The sequence below is a fragment of the Polaribacter reichenbachii genome, assembly GCF_001975665.1.
GTDB lineage: Bacteria > Bacteroidota > Bacteroidia > Flavobacteriales > Flavobacteriaceae > Polaribacter > Polaribacter reichenbachii.
On the sequence record NZ_CP019419.1, the window covers coordinates 2,423,248 to 2,449,455 of the forward strand.

Genomic DNA, 26,208 nt, shown 5'->3' on the forward strand with positions numbered 1-26,208 from the left:
TTTAATGGGACGCCTTTATGAATAAATAATAGAGACGGGTTTAGCTCAGTTGGTAGAGCACTGGTCTCCAAAACCAGGTGTCGGGGGTTCGAGCCCCTCAATCCGTGCAAAACAAAATAAGTAAGATGAACTTTATACAATATATCAAAGATTCTTTTGACGAATTAAGTAACCATATGACTTGGATATCTAAAGAAGATGCCCAAAAAACTACTGTTACTGTAGCTGTTTTTACAATTGTATTCGCATTAGCAGTTGCTGGTATAGATTATGTTTTTCAAACTGGATTAGATAACTTTTTCAAATTATTTTAAGAAATAAATTATGGCTGATTCAGTGATGAAATGGTATGTTGTTAGAGCCATTGGAGGACAAGAGAATAAAGTTAAAAATTATATTGAAACAGAGATCTCTAGAGTAGGTTTATCTGATTATGTAAATCAGGTTATTGTACCTACAGAAAAGGTGGTTCAAATAAGAAACGGAAAAAAAGTTAATAGAGAAAGAGTTTATTTTCCGGGGTATATTATGGTAGAGGCTAATCTATCAGGTGAGGTTCCTCACGTTATCAAAGCAATTACTGGTGTTATTGGGTTTTTAGGTGAAACAAAAGGTGGTGAGCCTGTGCCTATGAGAAAGTCTGAAGTAAACAGAATGTTAGGTAAGGTCGATGAACTTTCTGTGCAAGATGAAAATATTGCAATTCCTTATAACCAAGGAGAAACTGTAAAAGTTGTAGATGGTCCTTTTAATGGATTTGACGGAACTATAGAAAAAGTAAATGAAGAAAAGCGTAAACTTGAAGTAATGGTGAAAATATTCGGAAGAAAAACTCCATTAGAATTAAGTTATATGCAAGTAGAAAAGATATAATTGTTACACAAATATATAGATTTATTTTTTGGCTTCCAACTTAAAATAAATCATTAAACATTTTTAAAATGGCAAAAGAAGTTAGTAAAGTAGTTAAGTTACAAGTAAGGGGAGGCGCAGCGAATCCATCGCCGCCGGTTGGACCCGCTTTAGGAGCTGCTGGTGTTAACATTATGGAGTTCTGTAAACAGTTTAATGCAAGAACGCAAGACAAACAAGGTAAAGTTTTACCTGTTGTTATTACTGTTTTCAAAGACAAATCGTTTGATTTTGTTGTAAAAACTCCTCCTGCAGCAGTTCAGTTACTAGAAGCGGCCAAAATTAAAAAAGGTTCAGGAGAACCAAACAGGAAGAAAGTAGCATCAGTTACTTGGGATCAAATTAAAGTTATTGCAGAAGACAAAATGGTAGATTTAAATGCCTTTGAAGTTTCTTCAGCAATGCGTATGATTGCAGGTACAGCTCGTTCTATGGGATTAACAGTAAAAGGTGATGCACCAGCATAAACTTTATAAAAAGTAGTAAAATGGCAAAATTAACAAAAAAGCAAAAAGAAGCTTACGCTAAGGTTGATAAAACTCAATCTTATGATTTAGCAGCTGCTTCAGCGCTAGTCAAAGACATTACTAATGTAAAGTTTGATGCATCAGTAGATTTAGCAATTCGTTTAGGAGTAGATCCTCGTAAAGCTAATCAAATGGTTAGAGGTGTTGTAACATTACCTCATGGAACTGGTAAAGATGTAAAAGTTTTAGCATTAGTAACTCCAGATAAAGAAGCAGATGCAAAAGCAGCAGGTGCAGATTATGTTGGGTTAGATGAGTACCTTCAAAAAATTAAAGGAGGATGGACAGATGTAGACGTAATTATTACAATGCCTAGTGTTATGGGTAAATTAGGTCCTTTAGGTAGAATATTAGGTCCTAGAGGTTTAATGCCAAACCCAAAGACTGGTACTGTAACAATGGATGTTGCAAAAGCGGTTACAGATGTAAAAGCTGGTAAAATCGATTTTAAAGTTGATAAAACTGGTATTGTACACGCAGCAATTGGAAAAGTATCTTTTGATGCTAAGAAGATTGAAGAAAATGCAAACGAGTTAATACAAACTATTATTAAATTGAAACCTACAACTGCAAAAGGAACGTATGTAAAAAGCGTTTTTATGTCTAGTACTATGAGTCCTAGTATTGCTGTTGAAGTAAAAACTGTTTAATACGTTAAAACTTATAATTATGACTAGAGAAGAGAAATCACAAGTAATACAAGATTTAACAGCAGTATTAGCAAACACAAATACAGTATACTTAGCAGATATTTCAGGATTAGATGCACAAACTACTTCTAATTTAAGAAGAGCTTGTTTTAAAGCAGGTATCCAGTTATCAGTTGTTAAAAATACATTACTTGCAAAAGCAATGGAAGCTTCAGATAAAGAATTTGAAGACTTACCATCAGTATTAAAAGGTAATACATCAATGATGATTTCTGAAGCAGCAAATGCTCCAGCAAAATTAATCAAAGAATTCAGAAAGAAAGTAAAAGATAGACCTATTTTAAAAGGTGCTTTTGCAGAAGAATCTGTTTACATTGGTGATGATCAATTAGATTCTTTAGTAGATATTAAATCTAGAGAAGAACTTATTGGTGAAATCGTTGGATTATTACAGTCTCCAGCTAAGAATGTTATTTCAGCATTACAGTCTGGTGGACAAACACTTTCAGGTATTATTAAAACTTTATCTGAAAAAGAATAAGCGCACAAATAAACTATAATAAAACAAAATTTTAAAAACAATTAAAATGGCAGAATTAAAAGATTTCGCAGAGCAATTAGTTAACTTAACAGTAAAAGAAGTTAATGAATTAGCTACTATTTTAAAAGACGAGTATGGTATTGAGCCAGCAGCAGCAGCAGTAGCAGTAGCAGGTCCAGCAGCAGGTGGTGCAGATGATGCAGCAGAAGAGCAAACTGAATTTGATGTAATTTTAACTGCAGCAGGTAGTTCTAAATTAGCAGTTGTAAAATTAGTTAAAGAATTAACTGGTTTAGGATTAAAAGATGCTAAAGGTATCGTAGATAGTGCACCAGCACCAATTAAAGAAGGCGTATCTAAAGATGAGGCAGAAGGTCTTAAAAAATCTTTAGAAGAAGCTGGAGCTGAAGTAGAGCTTAAGTAAAATACATATTCCTGATTTTTGTAAGAATCAAAAACAGGAAAACAAATTTAGGTTTAGGTACTAAAAACTATTGTTTTTAGACCTAAACCATTTTGTGTCTATATTCGTTCTTTACTTTAATTCAGATTTTAATCAAAAAAATATTCTCTTTTGGCAACGAAAAACACTACTGAAAGAATCAACTTCGCAACTTCTCAAATGATTAAAGAGTATCCAGATTTCTTGGATATTCAGGTAAAATCTTTTCAAGATTTTTTCCAACTTCAAACAAAAGCAGAAGAAAGAGGAGAAGAAGGTTTATATAAAACCTTCATGGATAACTTTCCAATCACAGATACAAGAAATCAATTCGTTTTAGAATTTTTAGATTACTTCGTAGATCCACCAAGATATTCTATTCAAGAATGTATAGAAAGGGGACTTACGCACAGTGTACCTTTAAAAGCACGTCTAAAACTATATTGTACTGACCCAGAACACGAAGATTTCGAAACTATTGTGCAAGATGTTTATCTTGGTACAATTCCTTATATGACAAACTCTGGTACCTTTGTAATTAATGGTGCAGAGCGTGTTGTAGTTTCTCAGTTACACAGATCACCAGGTGTATTCTTTGGTCAGTCATTCCACGCAAATGGGACAAAATTATATTCAGCAAGAGTTATACCTTTTAAAGGATCTTGGATAGAATTTGCTACAGATATCAATCAAGTAATGTATGCTTATATTGATAGAAAGAAAAAATTACCAGTTACAACATTATTCAGAGCCATTGGTTTTGAAAGAGATAAAGATATATTAGAGATTTTTGACCTTGCAGAAGAGGTAAAAGTGTCTAAGGCTGGATTAAAGAAAGTATTAGGAAGAAAATTAGCAGCGAGAGTTTTAAAAACTTGGCATGAAGATTTTGTTGATGAAGATACTGGAGAGGTTGTATCAATCGAAAGAAATGAAATCGTTTTTGATCGTGATACAATTTTAGACAAAGAACATATAGATGAAATAATAGATGCAGGTGCTAAAACGGTTTTACTTCATAAAGAAGATAACCATATGGCAGATTATGCTATTATTCATAATACATTACAGAAAGATCCTACAAACTCTGAAAAAGAAGCTGTAGAGCATATTTATAGACAATTACGTAATGCAGAACCGCCAGATGAGGAGACTGCAAGAGGTATTATCGATAAATTATTCTTTTCTGAACAAAGATATAATTTAGGTGAAGTAGGTCGTTTTAGAATGAACACTAAACTTCAATTAAATGAGCCTATAGATCAAAAAGTTTTAACAAAATTAGATATTATAACTATTATTAAATATTTAATTGAGTTAATCAACTCTAAAGCAGAGGTAGATGATATTGATCACTTATCTAACAGACGTGTAAGAACTGTTGGTGAGCAATTAGCAGGACAGTTTGGTGTTGGTTTAGCACGTATGGCTAGAACAATTCGTGAGCGTATGAATGTGCGTGATAACGAGGTGTTTACTCCAATTGATTTAATTAACGCTAAAACATTATCATCTGTAATTAATTCATTCTTTGGTACCAACCAATTATCTCAGTTTATGGATCAAACAAATCCATTAGCAGAGATTACCCACAAACGTAGATTATCTGCACTTGGGCCAGGTGGTTTATCAAGAGAAAGAGCAGGTTTTGAGGTTCGTGATGTTCACTATACTCATTATGGACGTTTATGTCCTATCGAAACTCCTGAGGGACCAAATATTGGTTTAATTTCTTCACTTTCTGTATTTGCAAAAGTGAATAACTTAGGATTTATAGAAACACCTTATAGAAAAGTTGACAACGGAATTGTAGAAAAAGCAGAACCAACTTATTTAAGTGCTGAAGAGGAAGAAGGTATGAAATTTGCCCAATCTAATTTAGAATTAAATGAAGATGGTAGTTTTGTGTCTGATAGAGTTATTGCTCGTGAAGAAGGAGATTTCCCAGTTGTTAGCCCAGATGCAATTGACTATATGGACGTTGCTCCAAATCAAATTGCTTCTATATCTGCATCTTTAATTCCATTTTTGGAGCATGATGATGCCAACCGTGCTTTGATGGGGTCGAATATGATGCGTCAAGCAGTTCCTTTATTACGTCCAGAATCTCCAATTGTTGGTACAGGTTTGGAGCGTAGAGTTGCAAAAGATTCAAGAATTCTAATTAATGCAGAAGGAGCAGGTGTAGTTACTTATGTAGATGCTAATAAAATTACAATTAAGTACGATAGAACTGAAGAAGAAAAAATGGTAAGTTTTGATTCTGATGAAACATCTTATAACTTAATTAAATTTAGAAAAACCAACCAAGGTACTTCTATCAACTTAAAACCGATTGTAGAAAAAGGTGATAGAGTAGAAGAAGGACAAGTACTTTGTGAAGGTTATGCAACACAAAAAGGAGAATTAGCTTTAGGTAGAAATATGAAAGTAGCCTTTATGCCTTGGAAAGGGTATAACTTTGAGGATGCAATTGTAATTTCTGAAAAAGTTGTTCGTGAAGATATATTTACATCTATTCATATTGATGAGTATTCTTTAGATGTTAGAGATACAAAATTAGGTACTGAAGAGTTAACTAATGATATTCCTAACGTTTCTGAAGAAGCTACAAAAGATTTAGATGAAAATGGAATGATAAGAATTGGAGCTGAAGTTAATCCTGGTGATATCTTAATTGGTAAAATTACACCAAAAGGAGAATCTGACCCAACTCCAGAAGAAAAATTATTACGTGCTATTTTTGGTGATAAAGCAGGTGATGTAAAAGATGCATCATTAAAAGCTTCTCCATCTTTAAGAGGTGTAGTAATTGATAAAAAATTATTCAGAAGAGCTGTAAAAGATAAGAACAAGAGATTAAGAGATAAAGAAGCTGTTGCTACTTTAGAACAATCTTTCGTTTCTAAATTCGAAAGTTTAAAAGACGAATTAATTGAGAAATTATTCACTTTAATTAGTGGTAAAACTTCTCAAGGTGTATTTAACGATTTAGGAGAAGAAGTTTTACCAAAAGGTAAAAAATATACTCTAAAAATGTTAAATTCTGTTGATGATTATGTGCATTTAACAGGTTCTTGGACAACTGATAGCGACTTAAATAGTTTAGTAGGTGAATTAGTTCACAACTATAAGATTAAAGTAAATGATTTACAAGGTAATTTACGTCGTCAGAAATTTACAATTTCAGTTGGAGATGAATTACCAGCAGGTATTTTAAAATTAGCCAAAGTTTACATCGCTAAAAAACGTAAGTTAAAAGTGGGTGATAAAATGGCAGGTCGTCATGGAAATAAAGGTATTGTTGCTCGTATTGTAAGAGCAGAAGATATGCCTTTCTTAGAAGACGGAACTCCAGTAGATATCGTATTGAATCCATTAGGTGTACCTTCTCGTATGAACATTGGTCAGATTTATGAAACTGTTCTTGGTTGGGCAGGTCAAAAATTAGATACTAAATATGCAACACCAATTTTTGATGGAGCATCTTTAGATCAGATTAACGGAATTACAGATGAAGCTGGTGTACCAAGATTTGGACACACTTATTTATATGATGGTGGAACAGGAAAACGTTTCGATCAACCAGCAACAGTTGGTATCATTTATATGATTAAGTTAGGGCACATGATTGAAGATAAAATGCACGCGCGTTCTATTGGACCATACTCGTTAATTACACAACAACCTTTAGGAGGTAAAGCACAATTTGGAGGTCAGCGTTTTGGAGAGATGGAAGTTTGGGCACTTGAGGCTTATGGAGCATCAAGCATATTAAGAGAAATCTTAACTGTAAAATCTGATGATGTTATGGGTAGAGCTAAAACATACGAAAGTATTGTTAAAGGTGAAGCTATGCCAGAACCAGGTTTACCAGAATCGTTTAACGTATTAATGCATGAACTTAAAGGTTTAGGATTAGACGTTAGATTAGAAGAATAAATTTTTTCAGTAACCAGTTTTCAGTAGCAATTTGTTACTGAAAACTGAATACTGCCAACTGAATACTTATTAAAAGACATGGCAAGAAAACAAGAGAAGTACACTGTAAAAAAGTTTAACAAAATCTCAATTGGTTTATCATCTCCAGAAGCGATTCTAGAAATCTCTAAAGGAGAAGTTTTAAAACCAGAAACTATAAATTATCGTACTCATAAACCAGAAAGAGATGGTTTATTTTGTGAGCGTATTTTTGGTCCTGTAAAGGATTATGAATGTGCTTGTGGTAAGTACAAAAGAATACGTTACAAAGGAATTGTTTGTGATAGATGTGGTGTAGAAGTAACAGAAAAGAAAGTACGTAGAGACAGAGTAGGTCACATCAATTTAGTTGTACCAGTTGCTCATATTTGGTACTTTAGATCATTACCTAACAAAATGGGTTACCTTTTAGGGTTACCATCTAAAAAGTTAGATATGATTATTTACTACGAAAGATACGTAGTAATTCAGCCAGGTATTGCTAAAAACCCAGAAGGAGAACCATTACAAAAAATGGATTTCTTAACGGAAGAAGAATACTTAGATATTGCTGATGAGTTACCACAAGATAATCAATATTTAGACGATTCAGACCCAAATAAGTTTATAGCTAAAATGGGAGCTGAGTGTTTAATTGATTTATTAGCTCGTATTGATTTAGAGTCTTTATCTTTTGAATTAAGACATAAAGCAAATACAGAAACGTCTAAACAACGTAAAACTGAAGCGTTAAAACGTTTAAATGTTGTTGAAGCATTTAAAGATTCTCAGAAAAATAGAGAAAATAATCCAGAATGGATGATTATGAAGGCAATTCCGGTTATTCCACCAGAATTAAGACCTTTGGTTCCGTTAGATGGTGGACGTTTTGCTACTTCAGATTTAAATGATTTATATAGAAGAGTTATTATCAGAAACAATCGTTTAAAAAGATTAGTTGAGATAAAAGCTCCTGAAGTTATTTTACGTAATGAAAAACGTATGTTACAAGAATCTGTAGATTCATTATTTGATAACACACGTAAATCATCTGCAGTAAAAACTGAATCTAACAGACCTTTAAAATCTTTATCAGATTCATTAAAAGGTAAACAAGGACGTTTCCGTCAGAATTTATTAGGAAAGCGTGTTGATTATTCTGCACGTTCTGTAATTGTTGTTGGACCAGAAATGAAATTGTCTGAGTGCGGATTGCCAAAAGATATGGCAGCTGAACTTTACAAGCCTTTTGTAATTAGAAAATTAATTGAAAGAGGAATTGTAAAAACAGTAAAATCTGCAAAGAAAATAATAGACAGAAAAGAACCAGTTGTTTGGGATATTTTAGAAAATGTAATTAAAGGGCATCCAGTTTTATTAAACAGGGCTCCTACTTTGCACAGACTTGGTATTCAAGCATTCCAACCAAAATTAATTGAAGGTAAAGCGATTCAGTTACACCCATTAGCGTGTTCTGCATTTAATGCCGATTTTGATGGAGATCAAATGGCGGTTCACTTACCATTAGGACCAGAAGCTATTTTAGAAGCACAATTATTAATGTTAGCTTCTCATAATATCTTAAACCCTGCAAATGGTGCTCCAGTTACTGTACCTTCTCAGGATATGGTACTTGGTTTATACTATATGACTAAAGAAAGAATTTCTACTCCAGAAGTACCAATTAAAGGAGAAGGATTAACTTTCTATTCTCCAGAAGAAGTTACTATTGCTTTTAACGAAGAAATGGTAGACTTAAATGCTGGTATTAAAGTAAGAACTCAAGATTTAGGAGAAAACGGAGAGCAAGTAACTAAAATTATTAAAACTACTGTTGGTAGAGTTTTATTTAATGAAAAAGTTCCTGCTGCTGCTGGTTATATCAATGAGGTATTAACTAAGAAAAACTTACGTGGTATTATTGGTGGTATTTTAAAGGCTACAGATATACCTACAACTGGTGCATTCTTAGATGAAATAAAAAATATGGGATATAAATTTGCCTTCCAAGGTGGATTATCATTCTCATTAGGAGATATCATTATTCCTGCTGAAAAACAATCTATGATTGATGAAGCAAATAAAGAAGTTGATGTTATTGTTGGTAACTATAATATGGGTATGTTAACGCAAAAAGAGCGTTACAATCAGGTAATTGATGTTTGGGGTTCTACCAACAACAGATTAACTGAATTATCTATGAAGCGTTTACGTGAAGATCAACAAGGTTTCAACTCTGTATATATGATGCTTGATTCTGGTGCAAGGGGTTCTAAAGAACAAATTCGTCAGTTAACAGGTATGCGTGGATTAATGGCAAAACCTAAAAAATCTACTGCTGGTGGTGGAGAAATTATTGAAAATCCTATTCTTTCTAACTTTAAAGAAGGTTTATCGATTCTTGAATACTTTATCTCTACTCACGGTGCTCGTAAAGGTTTAGCAGATACCGCTTTAAAAACGGCAGATGCTGGTTACTTAACACGTAGATTAGTAGATGTTTCTCAAGATGTTATTATCAACGAAGAAGATTGTGGTACATTAAGAGGATTAGAGGTAACACCTTTAAAGAAAAATGATGAAATCGTTGAGTCTATTGCAGACAGAATCGAAGGTCGTATATCTTTACAAGATGTTTATCACCCAGTAACTGATGAATTAATTATAGAAGCTAATCAATCTATTACATCTAAATTAGCAGATGCTGTAGAAGCTTCTGGTATTGATAGATTAGAAGTAAGATCTGCTTTAACATGTGAATCTACTAGAGGTATTTGTGCTAAATGTTATGGTTTAAGTTTATCTACTCGTAACAAAGTTCAAATTGGTGAAGCAGTTGGAGTAATTGCTGCACAATCTATTGGAGAGCCTGGTACACAGTTAACATTACGTACATTCCACGTTGGTGGGGTTGCTGGTAACATATCAGAAGAAAATAAATTGATTGCTAAGTTTGATGGTGATGTAACTATTGATGATTTACGTACTGTTGTTGGTAAAGACAACGAAGGTAAAGAAGTTGATATTGTAATATCAAGAACTGCAGAAATCAAAATTAAAGATAAGAAAACAGGAATAACTCAAAGTACAAATATTTTACCTTACGGTTCTATTATTTTTGATAAAGAAAGAAAGACAATTAAGAAAGGTGATGTTGTTGTACAATGGGATCCATTTAATGGTGTAATTGTTTCTGAATTTGCTGGTAAAGTTAAGTTCGATAATTTAGAACAGGGTATGAATTACTCTGTAGAAATTGATGAACAAACTGGTTTCCAAGAAAAGGTAATTACAGACTCTAAGAATAAGAAAATTATTGCTTCGTTAATTATAGAAGATGAAGATGGTAATGCATTACGTTCTTACAGTTTACCAGTAGGTGCACACTTAATGGTTGATGATGGAGATACTGTTGAATCTGGACATACTTTAGTTAAAATTCCTAGAAAATCTGGTAAAGCAGGTGATATTACTGGAGGTTTACCACGTGTAACAGAATTATTTGAAGCACGTAACCCTTCTAACCCATCTGTAGTTTCTGAGATTGATGGTGTAGTTTCTTTCGGAAAAATTAAAAGAGGTAATAGAGAGATTATTGTTGAATCTAAAACAGGAGATGTTAGTAAGTATTTAGTTAAGCTTTCTAATCAAATCTTAGTTCAAGAAAATGACTTTATTAAAGCAGGTATGCCTTTATCTGATGGTGCTACAACACCTTCTGATATTTTAAGAATTAAAGGGCCATCTGCAGTACAACAATACTTAGTAAATGAAATACAAGAAGTATATCGTTTGCAGGGTGTAAAGATTAACGACAAACATTTCGAAGTTGTAGTACGTCAAATGATGCGTAAAGTTAAAATTATAGATTCTGGAGATACTCTATTCTTAGAGAATCAACTGATTCATAAAACAGACTTTATCAAAGATAATGATGCTATTTATGGAATGAAAGTTGTTGAAGATGCTGGAGATTCTGAAAACTTAAAGCCAGGTCAAATTATTTCTGCACGTCAATTAAGAGATGAAAATTCTTTATTAAGAAGAAATGACAATAACTTAGTTACTGCAAGAGATGCGAGACCAGCAACAGCTGAGCAAGTTTTACAAGGTATTACAAGAGCTTCTTTACAAACAAAATCGTTTATTTCTGCTGCTTCTTTCCAAGAAACAACAAAAGTATTAAACGAGGCTGCTGTAAATGGTAAAATAGATACTTTAGAAGGATTAAAAGAAAATGTAATTGTTGGTAAGAAAATTCCAGCAGGTACAGGTATGAGATCTTACGATAAAATTATTGTGGGGCCTAAAGATGAAATAGAACAAAGTTTCTAATTTAACGTTTGAACTTTAACGTTTAAAACATATAAGTTGAATTGTTTATAGTATTTTTACTGTAAATAATTCAACTTTTTTTATTGATAATAATTTTACAAACCCATAACTATGGAAGAAAACCAAAATAAAGACGGACAATTAAATATAGAATTAGACCAAGAAGTAGCAGAAGGTACCTATTCTAACTTGGCAATAATTAATCATTCTATGTCAGAATTTATTGTAGATTTTATAAATATTATGCCAGGAGTACCAAAGGCAAAAGTAAAATCTAGAATTATATTAACGCCACAACATGCAAAAAGATTAACAAAAGCTTTAGCAGATAATGTTCGTAAATTTGAGCAACAACATGGAGAAATAAAAGATTATGAGCAACCACCAATTCCTATGAATTTTGGACCAACAGGTCAGGCTTAAAATAGAAAAAAGTGAAACGAAAGTTTCACTTTTTTTATTTTTAAGATTTTTATCAATAAAATTTACAATATTTTTTGTGCAAAACTTTATTGATAAAGGTCTTATAGATAGTGTTATAGATTGGTTTAAATACAAAGTTTATCTAAATAGAACTTTCTTATCATTATAATTTTTCTAAATTTCTTTTAAAATAATTGTAAAACTGAAATTAAATTAACGTTAATCCTGCCTATTTTTCAATTGTAATTTAGCCTTTTCTTTTCATTTTGGTAATCTTTAAAAATTTATCTAAAGTTAATTTTGCTCAATATTTTAACTAAACAAAATGAAACTAAACAAATTAAAATTTATGCTTTTCTCTGCAGTTCTATTCTTGTCTGCAGCAAAGTCTTTTGGACAAACAGGTACGATTCAAGGTTTAATTACTGATGAAAATGGTATTTATGTTCCTGGAGCAAACGTATCCTTAGAAAACCTTGAAAAAGGTGATGTTACTAATTTCGATGGTAGATTTACAATTGTATCAATTCCTGTAGGTACTTATACTTTAAAAGTTACGTATTTAGGCTATAAAGATATGACCAAAGAAGTTATTGTAAAAGAAAACGAAACGACTAAAGTAACCTTAGAATTACAGTCTGGAGGAATTGAATTAGATGAAATTCAGTTTACATCTTATAGATTAAGTGGACAATCAAAAGCATTAAACACTCAAAAAAATAACATTAATATTACCAATGTCGTATCTACAGATCAAATTGGTAAATTTCCTGATGTAAATATTGGAGATGCTGTTAAAAGAATTCCAGGTATTACAATGCAAGTAGATCAAGGTGAAGCTAGAAACATTGTAATTAGAGGTCTTTCTCCGCAGTTAAATTCGGTAACTTTAAACGGAAGTAGAATTCCTTCTGCAGAAGGAGATAACAGAAACATTCAAATGGATTTAATTCCTTCTGATATGATTCAATCTATTCAAGTAAACAAAGCTGTTACTCCAGATATGGATGCAGATGCTTTAGGTGGTTCTGTAAATTTAATAACTAGAACAGCTCCACAAAGTTTTAGATTATCTGCAACTGCAGGTTCTGGTGTAAATACAATTACCAACAAAAGAATTTTAAATGGTTCTTTTTTAGTTGGTGATCGTTCCAAGGATAAAAAGTTTGGATGGATGCTTTCTGCAACCGTTAATGATAACGATTTTGGTTCTGATAATGTAGAAGCAGAATGGACAGATGAGTTCGGTTATTTTGATGGAACTGATGAAGTTGAAATAGAGGTAAATCCTTATACCAATGTGTTTGAACAAAGAACATACTTAGTACAAAGAGTGCGTAGAAGTTTTTCTGCAAATTTCGATTTTCAAATAAATGATAACAATAACATCTATTTTAAATCGATGTATAACTGGAGAGATGATAGAGAAAATCGTTTTAGATTAGAACACGAAATTTTAGATGCAGAAGATATTGAAATTGGCGATTTTGTAATTACTGATAATACTCCAGTAAGGTTTCCTGTAGAAGTTAAAAGACAGTCTAAAGGTGGTATTAATAACGATAGAAATAAAAACAGACGTTTAGAAGATCAAAGAATGCAAAATTATTCTTTAGGCGGTAATCATGTTGCTGGTAATTTAAAAATTGATTGGATGGCTTCTTTAGCAAAAGCATCCGAAGAAAGATTAAATGAAAGATATGCAGAGTTTGAATCAGAATATATCATTAAAAATAATGTGTCAAACTCAGAATTTCCATTTTATTCTCCTGTAGATGCTTCAGATTTTAGTAACCTTTCAAATTTTGAATACGGAGAAATCACCGAAGAAAATCAGTATACAGAAGAAGAAGATTTTAATGTTTTTGTAAATTTTGAATTACCAGCAGATTTTTTTGGTAAAGGAGATGGTTTTATCAAATTCGGTGCAAGAGGTAGATTTAAAACAAAATACCGAGATAATAATTTTTTTGAATATGATTTAGAGAGTGCTTACCCTACTTTAGATGGTATACCAACCAAAGATTATTCAAAAGAAGATTATCTTGCTGGTAGTAGATATCAAGCAGGTTTATTTGCATCAGAAGAATGGTTAGGTGCTTTAGATTTAACAAACGGAGATTCTGTAGATGATGAGTTTTTAAGAGATAATTATAATGTAGAAGAAAATGTTTTCGCTGCTTATGCAATGACAAATCAAAAATTATCTGATAAATTAAGTGTTTTAGCAGGTGTTCGTTTAGAGCATACAAGTTTAACAGCAACAGGTAATAATATTTTAGATGAAGACACTTTAAATGGAACAACTACTAAAGAAAGCTCTTATACAAATGTATTACCAGGTGTACATTTTAAATATGATGCTACAAAAAATACAGTGGTAAGATTTGCTTGGACAAACACTTTAGCAAGACCAAATTACGCAGATATTACACCAACTTTAGATGTTGTAACTGGAGATGATGAAATTTTTGTTGGTAATCCTGATTTAGAGCCTACAACTTCTATGAACTTCGATTTAATGGCAGAAACTTACTTTAAGAATGTTGGTATACTTTCTGGTGGATTATTTTACAAAAGCATAAACGATTTTATTTATACTTTTCAATCAGAAACTACAACAGATCAATATGGAGCAGGTACTTCTGGTTTTGATGTGTATCAACCTTTAAACGGAGATGATGCTTCTATCTTCGGAATTGAACTTGCAATTCAAAGAAAATTAGATTTCTTACCTGGTTTCTTAAAGAATTTTAGTGTGTATTTAAACTACACTTATTTAACTTCGGATGCAAACGGAATTCGTAACGAAGATGGAGATGAAAGAGACGATTTAGATTTACCAAACACAGCACCAAATATGTTTAATGGTTCATTAGCTTATGGGGGTAATAAATTTTCTGTAAGAGTTTCTGCTAACTTTTCTGATGCTTATGTAGATGAAATAGGAGGTAATGCTTTTGAAGATCGTTATTATGATCAACAATTTTTCTTAGATTTTAATGCAACATATGCAATTAACAACAACTTAAGTATTTATGCTGATGTTAATAATATTACAGATCAACCTTTACGTTATTATCAAGGTGTAAGTGATAGAACTATGCAAATGGAATATTATGGAAGAAGAATTACTTTTGGTTTAAAGTATGATTTATTTAAAAAATAAACTTTCTAAATGAAAATATTAAACAAAAATAAATTGGTAAAAGGCGCTATATTACTTAGTGCTTTTTACTTTTTTTCTTGTAATTCTGGTAGTAAATTACCAGCAATTACACCAGATGTTATCACAGAAAAAACGATAAACGATACAGATGATCCTGCAATTTGGGTAAATCCTAAAGATGCGTCTAAAAGCATTGTGTTTGGAACTGATAAAAAAACAAATGGTGCTATTTATGCTTTTGATTTAGATGGAAAAATTATTGAAAATAAAACCATCAGAAATATAAAAAGACCAAATAATGTAGATTTAGAATATGGTTTCAAAATCAACGATTCTACAACAGCAGACATTTTAGTTTTTACAGAAAGAGAAAAACAACAAATTAGAATTTTTTCTGTTCCAGAAATGAAACCTTTAGATAATGGTGGTTTTCCTGTTTTTACTGATAATAATAATCCAGAAAACAGATTACCAATGGGTGTTGCTTTTTACAAGTCTAAATTTGATGGTAGTTTTTATGCCATTGTTGGTAGAAAATCAGGACCAAAAGAAGGATATTTATATCAGTATAAATTGACTGCAGAAAACGATTTGATAAAATCGACTTTGGTGAGAAAATTTGGTAAATTCAGTGGTAAAAAAGAAATTGAAGCTATTGCTGTAGATTCAGAAATGGGTTTTATTTATTATTCTGATGAAGGTGCTTGTGTTCGTAAATACTATGCAGAACCAACAAAAGGTAATGATGAAATTGCTTGTTTTGGTGGGAAGTATTTTTTAGAAGATATAGAAGGAATTGCTATTGCCAAAATGGATAATGGAAAAGGTTATATAATTGTTTCTGATCAACAAAAAGGGCAATTCAATTTATTTGATAGAACTACAAATGAATTTGTAAAAGCAGTAAATTTATCAACCTTAGAAACCGATGGATGTGATGTGGTTACTGTACCTTTAAATGATACTTTTAAAAGCGGATTATTTGTTGCTATGAATGATGAAAAGAATTTCTATTTCTATGATTTTGATAGATTAATTAAATAAAAAACTAAATATTTATAGCTGAAAAGTTGTACTAAATTTTAGTACGACTTTTTTATTTATCAAAATTGAACTTCTGTTTGTCTTTCATTGTTCTGCAAAACATCAAAATATAAAAAATCTAATATTTCATTTTTACATTGATAAATAGGTCTGGAATTCCAACTATGATCACCGTTTTTAACGGAGTACAAATAATAAGATTTACCAATAGATTTTAATTGATTTGCAATTGCTCTAGAACCATATAATTTTAAGTAACCTATATTTTCTTTTTTGCAATAATGATGTGGAGCAATATGATAAGGTACTAAATCATCTTTTTCACCATGAAAAAGCTGTGTTGGTATTGCATTGCTATTCGTTATTTTATCAATAGCTGTAATTGCGCCAGCCATACCAATAATTCCTGCAAATTTAAATTTTGAATCTAGAATCTCATTTTCATAAACGTAAGCTAAATTTAACACTGCTTCTGCACCTGCACTAGAACCTACTAAAATCACTTTACTAATGTCTATTTTAAATTTTCGATTACGTTTTATAATGTATTTTATCGCGTAACTAATATCCTTAGAAACTTCGTTAAAAGCCTGAATTTTTAAATCTGCTTTTATGTTGCAACCAAAACCAATTCCTTTCATTGTTAAACGATAAGAAATAGAAGCTACAGCATAACCATAACTTGCCATTTCTTTTGAGAAATCTACAGCATATTTATCATTTCTATTTCCTCCAGAAAATCCACCTCCGTGAACATAAATAATTAAAGGTTTTAAACCTTTTACTTTTCTGGGTTTGTAAAAATCTAGTTTTAAATTCTTTTCCTTTTTAATTCTTTGGTAGGTAAATTTTCGTTTAGATGTTTTTGCTATTTTTTCTAAATATTTTTTTTGAGAAAAACTGTTTACAGATAACAATAAATAAAAAGGAATTAAAAAATATTTCATAAAATGGTAGTCGCTGTTATTCTGGTTTTCCTTTCAACTTATCATAAATTTTCCTTGAATTTAAATACAAGAAAGTGTTTGATTTTACATAAAAATAAGCCAATAAACAGACTAACATCAAAAATAAAATAGCACCAAAAATCGCTTCAATAGGGTTTAGTGTTTTGCCAATTAAGCTATTTAATCCTAAGCCTGTAAAACTTCCATAAATAATTATAAAATGAATTACATAAATAGATAATGTTTTTTGTCCGATTTTTATAATAAGAGGATTTTTAAAAAAACGTTCTAATCCGTAGAAAAAAGCAAAATATAATAATACATTTCCAAATCGTGTAAAAAGGTAATTATAACTAGCGGAATCCATAAATAATTGAATATGAAATAATTTTGATAAATATGCTAGAATTGAAGATGAATAGAAAATTAATAGTAAACCTAAAAAGATAAATGAAGGAATAACAATTATTTTAAAGTGTTTTTTGTGTAAATATTTATAAAATAAGGTTGATAGAAAAGCACCAAAACAAATGTAACCAAACCAAGGGATTATGGTAAAAACAGAACCATTACTCTTAGAGATATAATTGCTTAAAAATAACGGAATAGAAGAAACATCAAGATTTCTATACATTGGTTCTGTTAAAAATATGAGAGTTCCTAAAACTAATACAATAGCAGAAAAAAGAATTGTTTTTTTATTACATAAAAAGTAAATACCAATTATTAATATTAAGCTAAGACCTATTATTTGTAAAACATCTATCACTAAAAAATAGTTATTAAACTCACCAGATAACCAAGTAAAAAGAGTAATTCTAAGTAGATAGCCAATTCCGATTAAGAAAAAACCTCTCATAATTCCTTTTCGCATTCTTAATTTTTCAGTTCCTTTTTCTTTGGCTTTTAATAAAAGATAAGTAAAAATTAATCCTGAAATAGTAAAAAAAGTTGGCGCTGTTATTCCCCTAAAATAAGCCCAAACTCGGTAAGCAGTATAATTTGAATCTCGATAGGAAACTTCTAAAAGTGTATCAATAAAATGACCTTGCAACATCATTAAAATGGCAAAAGCACGTACAATATCAATAAAATACAATCTATTAGAGTTCAAATTTTATATTTTATACTCTAAAAGTAAACATATAATTAAGAATTTACTAAGGGAAGTAAATTAAAATGATTTTAATATCAAATTAGCAAAATACATCAAATGTTTTGCAAAATTATCAATCTAAATAAATAATAATTATAAAGTATATTATACTGTTCTTGTTCTATTCAGTAATAGAAAATCGGCCAAAACTAAAGCAGTTAATGCTTCTACAATTGGCACAGCTCTTGGCACAACACAAGGATCGTGTCTTCCTTTACCCGTAATTTCTGTAACTTCATTTTCAGAATTTATGGTTTGTTGACTGCTCATAATTGTAGCAACTGGTTTAAAAGCTACTCTAAAATAAATATCCATTCCATTAGAAATTCCACCTTGAATTCCACCAGATAAGTTAGATTTTGTAGAGCCATCTGCGTTAAAAATGTCATTATGCTCAGAACCTTTCATTTTTGCACCACAAAATCCGCTACCAAATTCAAAACCTTTTACAGCATTTATAGATAACATTGCTCCACCTAATTGAGCATGCAATTTATGAAAAATAGGTTCACCTAAACCAACAGGTACATTTTGAGCAACACAAGTAATTGTTCCTCCAATTGTATCACCAGCTTTTCTGATCTCCTTAATTTTAGTAATCATTTTTTCTGCGGATGCTTCATCAGGACAGCGAACAATATTGCTTTCTGTTTTAGCAAAATCTACATCTTGATATGGTTTTTCCATAAAAATTTCTCCTACAGAAGATGTAAAAGCATTTATTTTTATGTTAGATACCAATTGCTTAGCCAAAGCACCAGCAACTACCCAGTTTGCAGTTTCGCGAGCAGAACTTCTTCCACCACCTCTATAATCTCTTAAACCATATTTTTGGTCGTAAGTATAATCTGCGTGAGAAGGTCTGTACACATTGGTATTATGATTATAATCTTTACTTTTTTGATTTGTGTTTTTAATCACAAAACCAATAGATGTTCCTGTGGTTTTACCTTCAAAAATACCTGATAAAAACTCAACAGTATCTGGTTCTTTACGTTGTGTAACAATTTTAGATTGCCCAGGTTTACGTCTATTTAGTTCTTCTTGAATAGCTTCGAAGTCAACCTCTAAACCAGCAGGAAAACCATCTATAACACCACCAATAGCAGTTCCATGAGATTCTCCGTAAGTTGTTACTTTTAATAAATTTCCAAAAGAATTAAATGACATAATTAAAAATTATAATTTTGATGCAAATATAATGAAACTACTCTATTGTTTTTTTGAAGGTAAAAGATATTATAATGATTTCTAAAATCTATTAAATAATGTTAACTGCTGATTTATAGTGTTATAAAATTATATTTTTAAGATATTCAAAAAAAATAAAAATTATTTGCTTTTTTGTTTCACAAAATGAAAAAGGTTTCTATATTTGCATCCGCATTCAGGAAATACCTGATGAGACACTTGGAGAAATGGCAGAGTGGTCGAATGCGGCAGTCTTGAAAACTGTTGACTGTAACAGGTCCGGGGGTTCGAATCCCTCTTTCTCCGCAGAACCCTTGTTAATCTGTTGATTTTCAAGGGTTTATTTTTGGAGTTGACAAAGGGATTGACAGTTCTTTATTTCAAACCTCAATTCTTTTAGTAATGATTCTCTCAAATAATTTAGAATAAAATCTTTTCTTTAACTAAATCTTTTATTTTATTGCTTAATTTTAGATGATAACTAAGATTAAAAATTATGGAAAATCCTTTTGAAATTATAAACCAAAGATTAGGTCGAATTGAATGTTTATTTGAAAATATTAATTCCATAATTTCGAATAAAAATATTAATACCGCTTATCCAGAACTTATAGATGTAAAAGCGCTGGCTGATTATTTAAAAGTTTCAACATCGTTTATTTATAAAATGACGAGTTCAAATCAGATTCCTCATTCTAAAAAAGGTAAGAAAATCTATTTTGATAAAGAAAAAGTGACTAATTGGGCTTTAGAAAGTTCTGTAATGACTCAAGAAGAGATGCAAGATGTAGCGAATAAGTATTCTTTGAAAAGAAATTAAAGAACTAATAAATTACTTTCAAACAATGCTAAAACAACATCCATTTGAGAATTATGAGTTTTACTTATAGCTAAATGCGCTTCAATTTTTAACCATAATTCTTTTTTTAGATAATTCTGGGTTTTTGGATAAAAACGTAACGGCTAACAAAGCATATTTTTTATTCAAATTAGTTTTTGAATTGTTAAGATATTTATTTGCTTTTATACCTTTTACTAAACCATCTTCACACAACCCCAAGAAAGCATTTTTTTACTTCCTTTTTCTCGTGAAGATTTTGTTTGATATAATTCTTTTATTACAATCGGTTGCGTAAATATACATAATAATTTTGCCTAAATACTATTTGTAATTTAATAATATTTAAGTCAATGGTTTATAAGCAAAAAATGAAGGTTTTACTACAATATTATATAATTTAAAAATTATTCAGATAAGTTGCTTTATAAAAAAAAGCCTCCTTAAAAATAAGGAAGCTTTAATTTAAGAAAATTTAGTGGAATTAATTCCCTTTTTTATAATCTTCTAAAAACTTTGCTAATCCACTGTCAGTTAATGGATGTTTTAATAAACCTGTAATAGAAGATAATGGTCCTGTCATAACATCAGAACCTAATTTAGCACAATTAATAACGTGCATTGTGTTTCTAACAGAAGCTGCTAAAATTTGTGTATTAAAGTTATAATTATCATAAATTAATCTTATTTCTGAGATTAAGTTTAAACCATTTGTAGAAATATCATCTAATCTTCCTAAAAACGGAGATACATATGTTGCACCAGCTTTTGCAGCTAATAATGCTTGACCAGCCGAAAAAACTAAAGTTACATTTGTTTTTATCCCTTTATCTGAAAAATATTTACATGCTTTTACGCCATCTGCAATCATTGGTAATTTAACAACAATTTGTGGATGTAATGCTGCTAATTCTTCTCCTTGTTTAACCATTCCTTCATAATCTGTAGCAATTACTTCTGCAGAAACATCTCCTGTTACTATATCACAAATCTTTTTGTAGTGATTTAAAATATTTTTTGCCCCTGTAATGCCTTCTTTTGCCATTAAAGAAGGGTTTGTGGTTACACCATCTAAAACACCCAAAGCTTCTGCCTCTGCAATATCATTTAAATTTGCTGTGTCAATAAAAAATTTCATATTTCTTGTTTATACTGTTTTTAAATATTCTAATACTTGTAGACTTACTTTTTCGCCTGTAAATCCAAATTTATCATCTAACACTGTTGCTGGAGCAGAATAACCAAAATGCTCTAATCCATACACTTTTCCAGCATCTCCTACTAAACCTTCTAAGTTTACTGGTAATCCTGCAGTTAAACCAAATAATGGTTTGTTTTTTGGGATGATGCTATTTTGATACTCTCTAGATTGTAACCTAAAGACTCCTTCAGATATAACAGATGCAATATTTACTTTTAAATTATGCTCTGCTTCTAAAATTTCTGCTGCTGCTACTAAAGTGGCTACTTCAGATCCGTTTGCAATTAAAACTACATCAGGATTTTCTACTTCTTTTACCAAGTAACCTCCTTTTTCAGCGGCTAATGCTTCTTGATATCTAGATGCTTCTTTTGTTGGTAAATCTTTAATTCCTTGTCTTGATAAAATTAAACCTGTGGGTGTGTTTTTATTTTCTAATGCCATTTTCCAAGCCACACTTGTTTCTGCAGAATCTGCAGGACGTAAGGCTAAGAAACTGGGATTTCCCCTGTGGTTTTTCAATTTTTCTAACAAACGAATTTGTGCTTCTTGTTCTACAGGTTGATGTGTTGGTCCATCTTCACCCACTCTAAAAGCATCATGTGTCCAAACATATTTTACTCCTAACTCTTGAATTCCACTCAAACGAATGGCTGGTTTCATATAATCTGAAAAAACAAAAAATGTAGCCACAACAGGTATAACTCCACCATGTAATGCAATACCATTTGCAATACAAGCCATTGTTAATTCTGCAACTCCTGCTTGTAAAAATGAACCACTAAAATCACCTTTTTTTAGTGCTTGGGTTTTCTTCAAAAATCCATCTGTTTTATCACTGTTAGATAAATCTGCAGAAGAAACAATCATGTTTTCTACATGCTCAGCTAAATATGCTAAAACTCCAGATGAAGCAGCTCTTGACGCTAATCCTGCTTTATGTGCTATTCCTTCAAAATCTAAGGTTGGTAACTCTCCTGATAAAAAGAAATCTAATTTTTCAGCTTTTTTAGGATTCGCTTCTCTCCAAATGGAAATCTCAACCTTTTTATCTCTTGCTTCTAGTGTTTTTCTTTCTAATAAATTCTGATAAAATTCACTTACATCTTCATAAATATCAAAAGGACTTTCTGGGTTTGCTCCTAAATTTATTAAAGTTTTGGTATAATCTGCTCCCGTATGACCAATAGGTTGACCATGTAATTCGCATTCACCTTCAAAAGTTTTTCCTTCGGATGTTACACAACCTTTACCCATAATGGTTTTACCAATAATTAAGGTTGGTTTTTCGGTTTGGCTATTGGCTTTTGTTAATGCTTTTCTTATTTCATCGTGATTATGAGCATCAATAGTAATTACTTTCCAACCCCAAGATTCATACTTCATTGCTGTATCTTCTGTAGTAACTTCATCTGTTGGGGTAGATAATTGAATATCATTAGAATCGTAGAACATGATAAAATTATTCAATCCTAAATGACCTGCAATTCTACCAGCTCCTTGAGAAATTTCTTCTTGTACTCCACCATCAGAAATAAAACCATACACTTTATGATTCATCCAATCTCCAAAACGAGCTGCTAAAAATTTTGCTGCAATTGCAGCTCCAACTCCCATAGTATGCCCTTGACCTAATGGCCCAGATGTGTTTTCTATTCCTCTTTGTACATCTACTTCTGGATGACCAGGAGTAATAGAACCCCATTGCCTGAAATTAGCGACATCTTCTTTCTTATAGTTTCCTAAAAGATAGTATTGTGCATACATTAAGGTTGATAAATGACCAGCATCCATAAAGAAACGATCTCTAAAAGGCCAAGTCATATCTGTTGGATCGAAATTAAAGAATTCTGAATATAAGATGTGCATAAAATCTGCACCTCCCATAGGTCCTCCAGGATGACCAGAGTTTGCTTTTTCTACCATTGCAACAGCTAAAGCTCTTATATTATCTGCTGATTGTTGGTCTACTTTTTTATTCATTTTATTAATCTGTGTAATGTAATTTTTTCAAGCTCAATCTTAACCGAAATTTTATTTTATATGTATTGGTTAATAATATTTTCAAACAATTCTTGCTTACCACTTATTAATGGTAATTCTCCGTTTTCAGAAGCTATTTTATATAAATCTTGCATATTTAATCTACCAGCCTCAAAATCTTTACCTACTCCAGAATCAAATGAACTATATCTTTCTTCACGTAATTTATTATAAGAAGATGATTGTAAAATTTTATCGGCAGTTATTAAAGCTCTTGCAAATGTATCTGCACCACCAATATGTGCGTGGAAAACATCATTCGTATCTGTTGAATTTCTTCTGATTTTAGCATCAAAATTTACACCTCCACCTTGTAAGCCTCCAGCTTTTAAGAAAACCAACATTGCTTCAGTAGTTTCTTGAATGTTGTTTGGAAATTGGTCTGTATCCCATCCATTTTGGTAATCACCTCTATTAGCATCTATACTTCCCAACATTCCTGCACCTGCTGCTACTTCTATTTCATGTTGAAAAGTATGCTGTGCTAATGTTGCATGGTTAACTTCAATATTCATTTTAAAATCTTTGTCTAAACCATATTCTTTTAAAAAGCCGATAGCTGTAGCAGAATCAAAATCGTATTGATGTTTTGAAGGTTCCATAGGTTTTGGTTCAATAAAGAAAGTACCTTTAAATCCTTGAGATCTAGCATAATCTTTAGCCATAGTTAAAAATTGTGCCATATGATCTAATTCACGTTTCATATCTGTGTTTAATAAAGACATATAACCTTCACGACCTCCCCAGAAGACATAATTTTCTCCATTAAGAGCAATAGTAGCATCTAGAGCTAACTTAACTTGACCTCCAGCTCGTGCTACAACATTAAATTCTGGATTTGTAGCAGCTCCATTCATATATCTTGGGTTTGAAAAACAATTTGCAGTTCCCCATAATAATTTTACACCTGAGGCAGCTTGTTTTTCTTTATGATAATCTACAATAGTTTGAAGTCTTTTTTCTGATTCTGCAAATGTTGGCCCTTCTTGAACTAAATCATAATCATGAAAACAGTAATATTCAAAGCCCATTTTTGAAATAAATTCAAATGCAGCATCAGCTTTATCTTTTGCAGCCTGAATTGGGTCTGAGGCTGCATCCCAAGGAAAATTTTGTGTTCCAGGACCAAATGGATCTGCACCTTGTCCACAGAAAGTATGCCAATAAGCAATTGCAAATTTAAAATGCTCACGCATTGTTTTTCCTGCAACAATTTGGTTTGGGTTATAGTATTTAAATGCTAATGGATTATCAGAGTTTTTTCCTTCATATTTTATTTGACCTATTCCTTTGTAAAATTCTTTATCTCCTAAAGTTATCATTTTTTTATTTTTTTTAATTATTGTATTTCTTTTCTAAATCGTTTTTCCACAAGTTGTATGCATCTTTATAAATTTGTTTATCATTTAAAGGATGGTAGGTTAGTACTTGTTCATTATCAGAAAATACTTCTTCTAAATTCTTAAAATCTTTATTAGCAACACCAGCAGCTCTTGCAGCACCAATTGCACCAGTGGTATCTATGATATTTATTTCGGTTTCAATAAGAGTTGCTATGGTTTTTGAAAATATTTCTGAACGAAATAAATTATCGCTTCCAGCACGCATTCCTGATAAATTTACACCATCATTTTTTAAAATACTAATACCATAAACAAATGCAAAAGCAATTCCTTCTAAAGCAGCTCTAAAGAGATGTTCATTTTTATGTTTATTAAAGTTTAAGTTGAAAATACTTGCCCCGTTATTTGTATTATTTAACATGCGTTCTGCACCATTACCAAAAGGAATAATTCTTAACCCATCAGAACCAACTGGCACTTGAGAAGCCAATTCATTCATATTATTATAAGTATCTGTTGAGGCTAAATTATTTTTCATCCAACTATATTGAATTCCAGCTCCGTTTATATTTAAAAGTTTTCCAATTCTTGGAGTTTCTTCTGTATAATTTACATGTGCAAAATTGTTGATTCTTACACTTTCTTTAGAATCTGTTTTGTCTGTAACTGCATAAACAACTCCACTTGTACCACCAGTTGCAGCAATTTCACCTGGATGTAAAACATTTAAAGACAACGCATTATTGGGTTGGTCACCAGCTCTGTATAAAACAGGAATGCCTTGAGGTAAACCAGTTTCTTTAGCAGCTTGTTTTGTAACTTTTCCTTGATTTGAAAAAGTTGGAAGAATTGTAGGAATTAAATTAGTGCTTATTCCCATATAGTTAAACAGCCATTCTGCTGGTTTATTTTGTTTAAAATCCCACATCATACCTTCTGATAAACCAGAAATAGTTGTAGTTGCTTCTCCTGTTAACTTTAAGGCAATAAAATCTCCAGGTAATAATAATTTGTTTACTTTTTTAAATGTTTCTGGCTCATTTTCTTTTACCCATTTTAGTTTTGATAACGTAAAATTACCAGGTGAGTTTAAAAGATTGGAAATACATTTATCCTCTCCAGCTCCTATAAAAGCATCATTCCCTATTTTAACAGCTCTACTGTCACACCAAATAATAGATGGTCTTAAAGCTTTATGATTTTCATCTACAATAACAAGTCCATGCATTTGATATGCAATTCCAATTCCAATTATTTTATCAGAAGAAATACTTGTTTGTTTCAATAATTTTTGAGTTACTTTACCAATATTTTTCCACCAAATTTCTGGATCTTGTTCTGCCCAACCTGTTTCTAAAGCTATGATAGCCATTTCCTTTTCAGGATAATTTGTTACACCAGCAGTACGTCCTGTTTTTGCATCAATTAAAGCTGCTTTAACTGATGAGCTTCCTAAATCATATCCTATATAATACATAATTTTTCT

General features: G+C 31.2%; 19 protein-coding genes, 2 tRNA genes and 1 pseudogene. 14 read left to right on the plus strand and 8 right to left on the minus strand.

The features are described 5' to 3' along the window. Positions 1 to 34: 34 nt before the first annotated feature. The 12 genes from BW723_RS10165 to BW723_RS10220 all read left to right on the plus strand — a co-directional run bounded on the left by BW723_RS10165 (position 35) and on the right by BW723_RS10220 (position 16,003). Positions 35 to 107 (plus strand) — tRNA-Trp (locus BW723_RS10165). An 18-nt stretch (positions 108 to 125) separates the two neighbouring features. Beyond that, complete coding sequence (gene secE, locus BW723_RS10170; RefSeq protein WP_015480735.1) at positions 126 to 314, plus strand: preprotein translocase subunit SecE; 189 nt, start codon at positions 126 to 128, stop codon at positions 312 to 314. A 10-nt stretch (positions 315 to 324) separates the two neighbouring features. Then, on the plus strand, positions 325 to 873 hold the full coding sequence (nusG, locus tag BW723_RS10175; protein ID WP_068357679.1) for a transcription termination/antitermination protein NusG: 549 nt from the start codon (positions 325 to 327) through the stop codon (positions 871 to 873). Positions 874 to 941: 68 nt separating this feature from the next. Continuing rightward, entirely contained in the window at positions 942 to 1,379 is a 438-nt protein-coding gene (rplK, locus tag BW723_RS10180; RefSeq protein WP_068357676.1) for a 50S ribosomal protein L11, read from the plus strand. 20 nt (positions 1,380 to 1,399) lie between these two features. Continuing rightward, on the plus strand, positions 1,400 to 2,089 hold the full coding sequence (gene rplA, locus BW723_RS10185) for a 50S ribosomal protein L1 (RefSeq protein ID WP_068357673.1): 690 nt from the start codon (positions 1,400 to 1,402) through the stop codon (positions 2,087 to 2,089). A gap of 19 nt (positions 2,090 to 2,108) precedes the next feature. Further along, on the plus strand, positions 2,109 to 2,630 hold the full coding sequence (gene rplJ, locus BW723_RS10190; protein WP_068357671.1) for a 50S ribosomal protein L10: 522 nt from the start codon (positions 2,109 to 2,111) through the stop codon (positions 2,628 to 2,630). A gap of 46 nt (positions 2,631 to 2,676) precedes the next feature. Continuing rightward, complete coding sequence (gene rplL / locus BW723_RS10195; protein WP_068357668.1) at positions 2,677 to 3,054, plus strand: 50S ribosomal protein L7/L12; 378 nt, start codon at positions 2,677 to 2,679, stop codon at positions 3,052 to 3,054. Positions 3,055 to 3,252: 198 nt separating this feature from the next. Further along, positions 3,253 to 7,014, plus strand: coding sequence for a DNA-directed RNA polymerase subunit beta (gene rpoB / locus BW723_RS10200; protein WP_068357797.1), 3,762 nt, complete (start codon positions 3,253 to 3,255; stop codon positions 7,012 to 7,014). Positions 7,015 to 7,092: 78 nt separating this feature from the next. Beyond that, the gene (gene rpoC, locus BW723_RS10205; protein ID WP_068357666.1) at positions 7,093 to 11,367 is read left to right on the plus strand and encodes a DNA-directed RNA polymerase subunit beta'; all 4,275 of its coding nucleotides are present in this window, start codon (positions 7,093 to 7,095) and stop codon (positions 11,365 to 11,367) included. A 111-nt stretch (positions 11,368 to 11,478) separates the two neighbouring features. Further along, complete coding sequence (locus BW723_RS10210) at positions 11,479 to 11,790, plus strand: DUF3467 domain-containing protein (protein WP_068357663.1); 312 nt, start codon at positions 11,479 to 11,481, stop codon at positions 11,788 to 11,790. Positions 11,791 to 12,115: 325 nt separating this feature from the next. Further along, positions 12,116 to 14,959, plus strand: a complete 2,844-nt coding sequence (locus tag BW723_RS10215; protein WP_083139598.1) for a TonB-dependent receptor — start codon at positions 12,116 to 12,118, stop codon at positions 14,957 to 14,959. 9 nt (positions 14,960 to 14,968) lie between these two features. Next, the gene (locus BW723_RS10220) at positions 14,969 to 16,003 is read left to right on the plus strand and encodes a phytase (RefSeq protein ID WP_068357659.1); all 1,035 of its coding nucleotides are present in this window, start codon (positions 14,969 to 14,971) and stop codon (positions 16,001 to 16,003) included. A 59-nt stretch (positions 16,004 to 16,062) separates the two neighbouring features. Here BW723_RS10220 and BW723_RS10225 read toward each other — a convergent pair whose 3' ends face one another. The 3 genes from BW723_RS10225 to aroC all read right to left on the minus strand — a co-directional run bounded on the left by BW723_RS10225 (position 16,063) and on the right by aroC (position 19,276). Beyond that, a complete protein-coding gene (locus BW723_RS10225) occupies positions 16,063 to 16,950 on the minus strand; it encodes a carboxylesterase family protein (protein WP_068357657.1) in 888 nt (295 codons plus the stop codon). 16 nt (positions 16,951 to 16,966) lie between these two features. Further along, entirely contained in the window at positions 16,967 to 18,064 is a 1,098-nt protein-coding gene (locus BW723_RS10230) for a heparan-alpha-glucosaminide N-acetyltransferase domain-containing protein (protein ID WP_076686381.1), read from the minus strand. Between the two features lie 147 nt (positions 18,065 to 18,211). Continuing rightward, positions 18,212 to 19,276: a chorismate synthase gene (gene aroC, locus BW723_RS10235; RefSeq protein ID WP_068357654.1), complete on the minus strand. Its 1,065-nt coding sequence runs from the start codon at positions 19,274 to 19,276 to the stop codon at positions 18,212 to 18,214. 242 nt (positions 19,277 to 19,518) lie between these two features. Here aroC and BW723_RS10240 point away from each other — a divergent pair. Continuing rightward, positions 19,519 to 19,603: transfer RNA gene (locus BW723_RS10240), tRNA-Ser, on the plus strand. A 190-nt stretch (positions 19,604 to 19,793) separates the two neighbouring features. Continuing rightward, entirely contained in the window at positions 19,794 to 20,117 is a 324-nt protein-coding gene (locus BW723_RS10245; RefSeq protein ID WP_068357651.1) for a helix-turn-helix domain-containing protein, read from the plus strand. Here BW723_RS10245 and BW723_RS18160 read toward each other — a convergent pair. The 5 genes and pseudogenes from BW723_RS18160 to BW723_RS10265 all read right to left on the minus strand — a co-directional run bounded on the left by BW723_RS18160 (position 20,114) and on the right by BW723_RS10265 (position 26,199). Next, positions 20,114 to 20,357 (minus strand): annotated as a pseudogene (locus tag BW723_RS18160) (DUF6979 family protein). The gene BW723_RS10245 and the pseudogene BW723_RS18160 overlap by 4 nt on opposite strands. Positions 20,358 to 20,619: 262 nt before the next feature. After that, positions 20,620 to 21,273 carry a fructose-6-phosphate aldolase gene (gene fsa, locus BW723_RS10250; protein ID WP_076686341.1) on the minus strand — a complete coding sequence of 218 codons (654 nt, stop codon included), beginning with the start codon at positions 21,271 to 21,273 and terminating at the stop codon, positions 20,620 to 20,622. A gap of 9 nt (positions 21,274 to 21,282) precedes the next feature. After that, complete coding sequence (locus BW723_RS10255) at positions 21,283 to 23,319, minus strand: transketolase family protein (protein WP_076686383.1); 2,037 nt, start codon at positions 23,317 to 23,319, stop codon at positions 21,283 to 21,285. A 56-nt stretch (positions 23,320 to 23,375) separates the two neighbouring features. Continuing rightward, positions 23,376 to 24,701 (minus strand): xylose isomerase, encoded by a 1,326-nt coding sequence (xylA, locus tag BW723_RS10260; protein WP_068365391.1) that lies wholly within the window; start codon positions 24,699 to 24,701, stop codon positions 23,376 to 23,378. Positions 24,702 to 24,714: 13 nt separating this feature from the next. Continuing rightward, positions 24,715 to 26,199, minus strand: coding sequence for a xylulokinase (locus tag BW723_RS10265; protein ID WP_068365388.1), 1,485 nt, complete (start codon positions 26,197 to 26,199; stop codon positions 24,715 to 24,717). Positions 26,200 to 26,208 lie beyond the last annotated feature (9 nt).

Coding starts and splice junctions, on each gene's coding strand:
- secE (WP_015480735.1), top strand. CDS start 126: ATGAACTTTATACAATATATCAAAGATTCTTTTGACGAATTAAGTAAC.
- nusG (WP_068357679.1), top strand. CDS start 325: ATGGCTGATTCAGTGATGAAATGGTATGTTGTTAGAGCCATTGGAGGA.
- rplK (WP_068357676.1), top strand. CDS start 942: ATGGCAAAAGAAGTTAGTAAAGTAGTTAAGTTACAAGTAAGGGGAGGC.
- rplA (WP_068357673.1), top strand. CDS start 1,400: ATGGCAAAATTAACAAAAAAGCAAAAAGAAGCTTACGCTAAGGTTGAT.
- rplJ (WP_068357671.1), top strand. CDS start 2,109: ATGACTAGAGAAGAGAAATCACAAGTAATACAAGATTTAACAGCAGTA.
- rplL (WP_068357668.1), top strand. CDS start 2,677: ATGGCAGAATTAAAAGATTTCGCAGAGCAATTAGTTAACTTAACAGTA.
- rpoB (WP_068357797.1), top strand. CDS start 3,253: ATGATTAAAGAGTATCCAGATTTCTTGGATATTCAGGTAAAATCTTTT.
- rpoC (WP_068357666.1), top strand. CDS start 7,093: ATGGCAAGAAAACAAGAGAAGTACACTGTAAAAAAGTTTAACAAAATC.
- BW723_RS10210 (WP_068357663.1), top strand. CDS start 11,479: ATGGAAGAAAACCAAAATAAAGACGGACAATTAAATATAGAATTAGAC.
- BW723_RS10215 (WP_083139598.1), top strand. CDS start 12,116: ATGAAACTAAACAAATTAAAATTTATGCTTTTCTCTGCAGTTCTATTC.
- BW723_RS10220 (WP_068357659.1), top strand. CDS start 14,969: ATGAAAATATTAAACAAAAATAAATTGGTAAAAGGCGCTATATTACTT.
- BW723_RS10225 (WP_068357657.1), bottom strand. CDS start 16,950: ATGAAATATTTTTTAATTCCTTTTTATTTATTGTTATCTGTAAACAGT.
- aroC (WP_068357654.1), bottom strand. CDS start 19,276: ATGTCATTTAATTCTTTTGGAAATTTATTAAAAGTAACAACTTACGGA.
- BW723_RS10245 (WP_068357651.1), top strand. CDS start 19,794: ATGGAAAATCCTTTTGAAATTATAAACCAAAGATTAGGTCGAATTGAA.
- fsa (WP_076686341.1), bottom strand. CDS start 21,273: ATGAAATTTTTTATTGACACAGCAAATTTAAATGATATTGCAGAGGCA.
- BW723_RS10255 (WP_076686383.1), bottom strand. CDS start 23,319: ATGAATAAAAAAGTAGACCAACAATCAGCAGATAATATAAGAGCTTTA.
- xylA (WP_068365391.1), bottom strand. CDS start 24,701: ATGATAACTTTAGGAGATAAAGAATTTTACAAAGGAATAGGTCAAATA.
- BW723_RS10265 (WP_068365388.1), bottom strand. CDS start 26,199: ATGTATTATATAGGATATGATTTAGGAAGCTCATCAGTTAAAGCAGCT.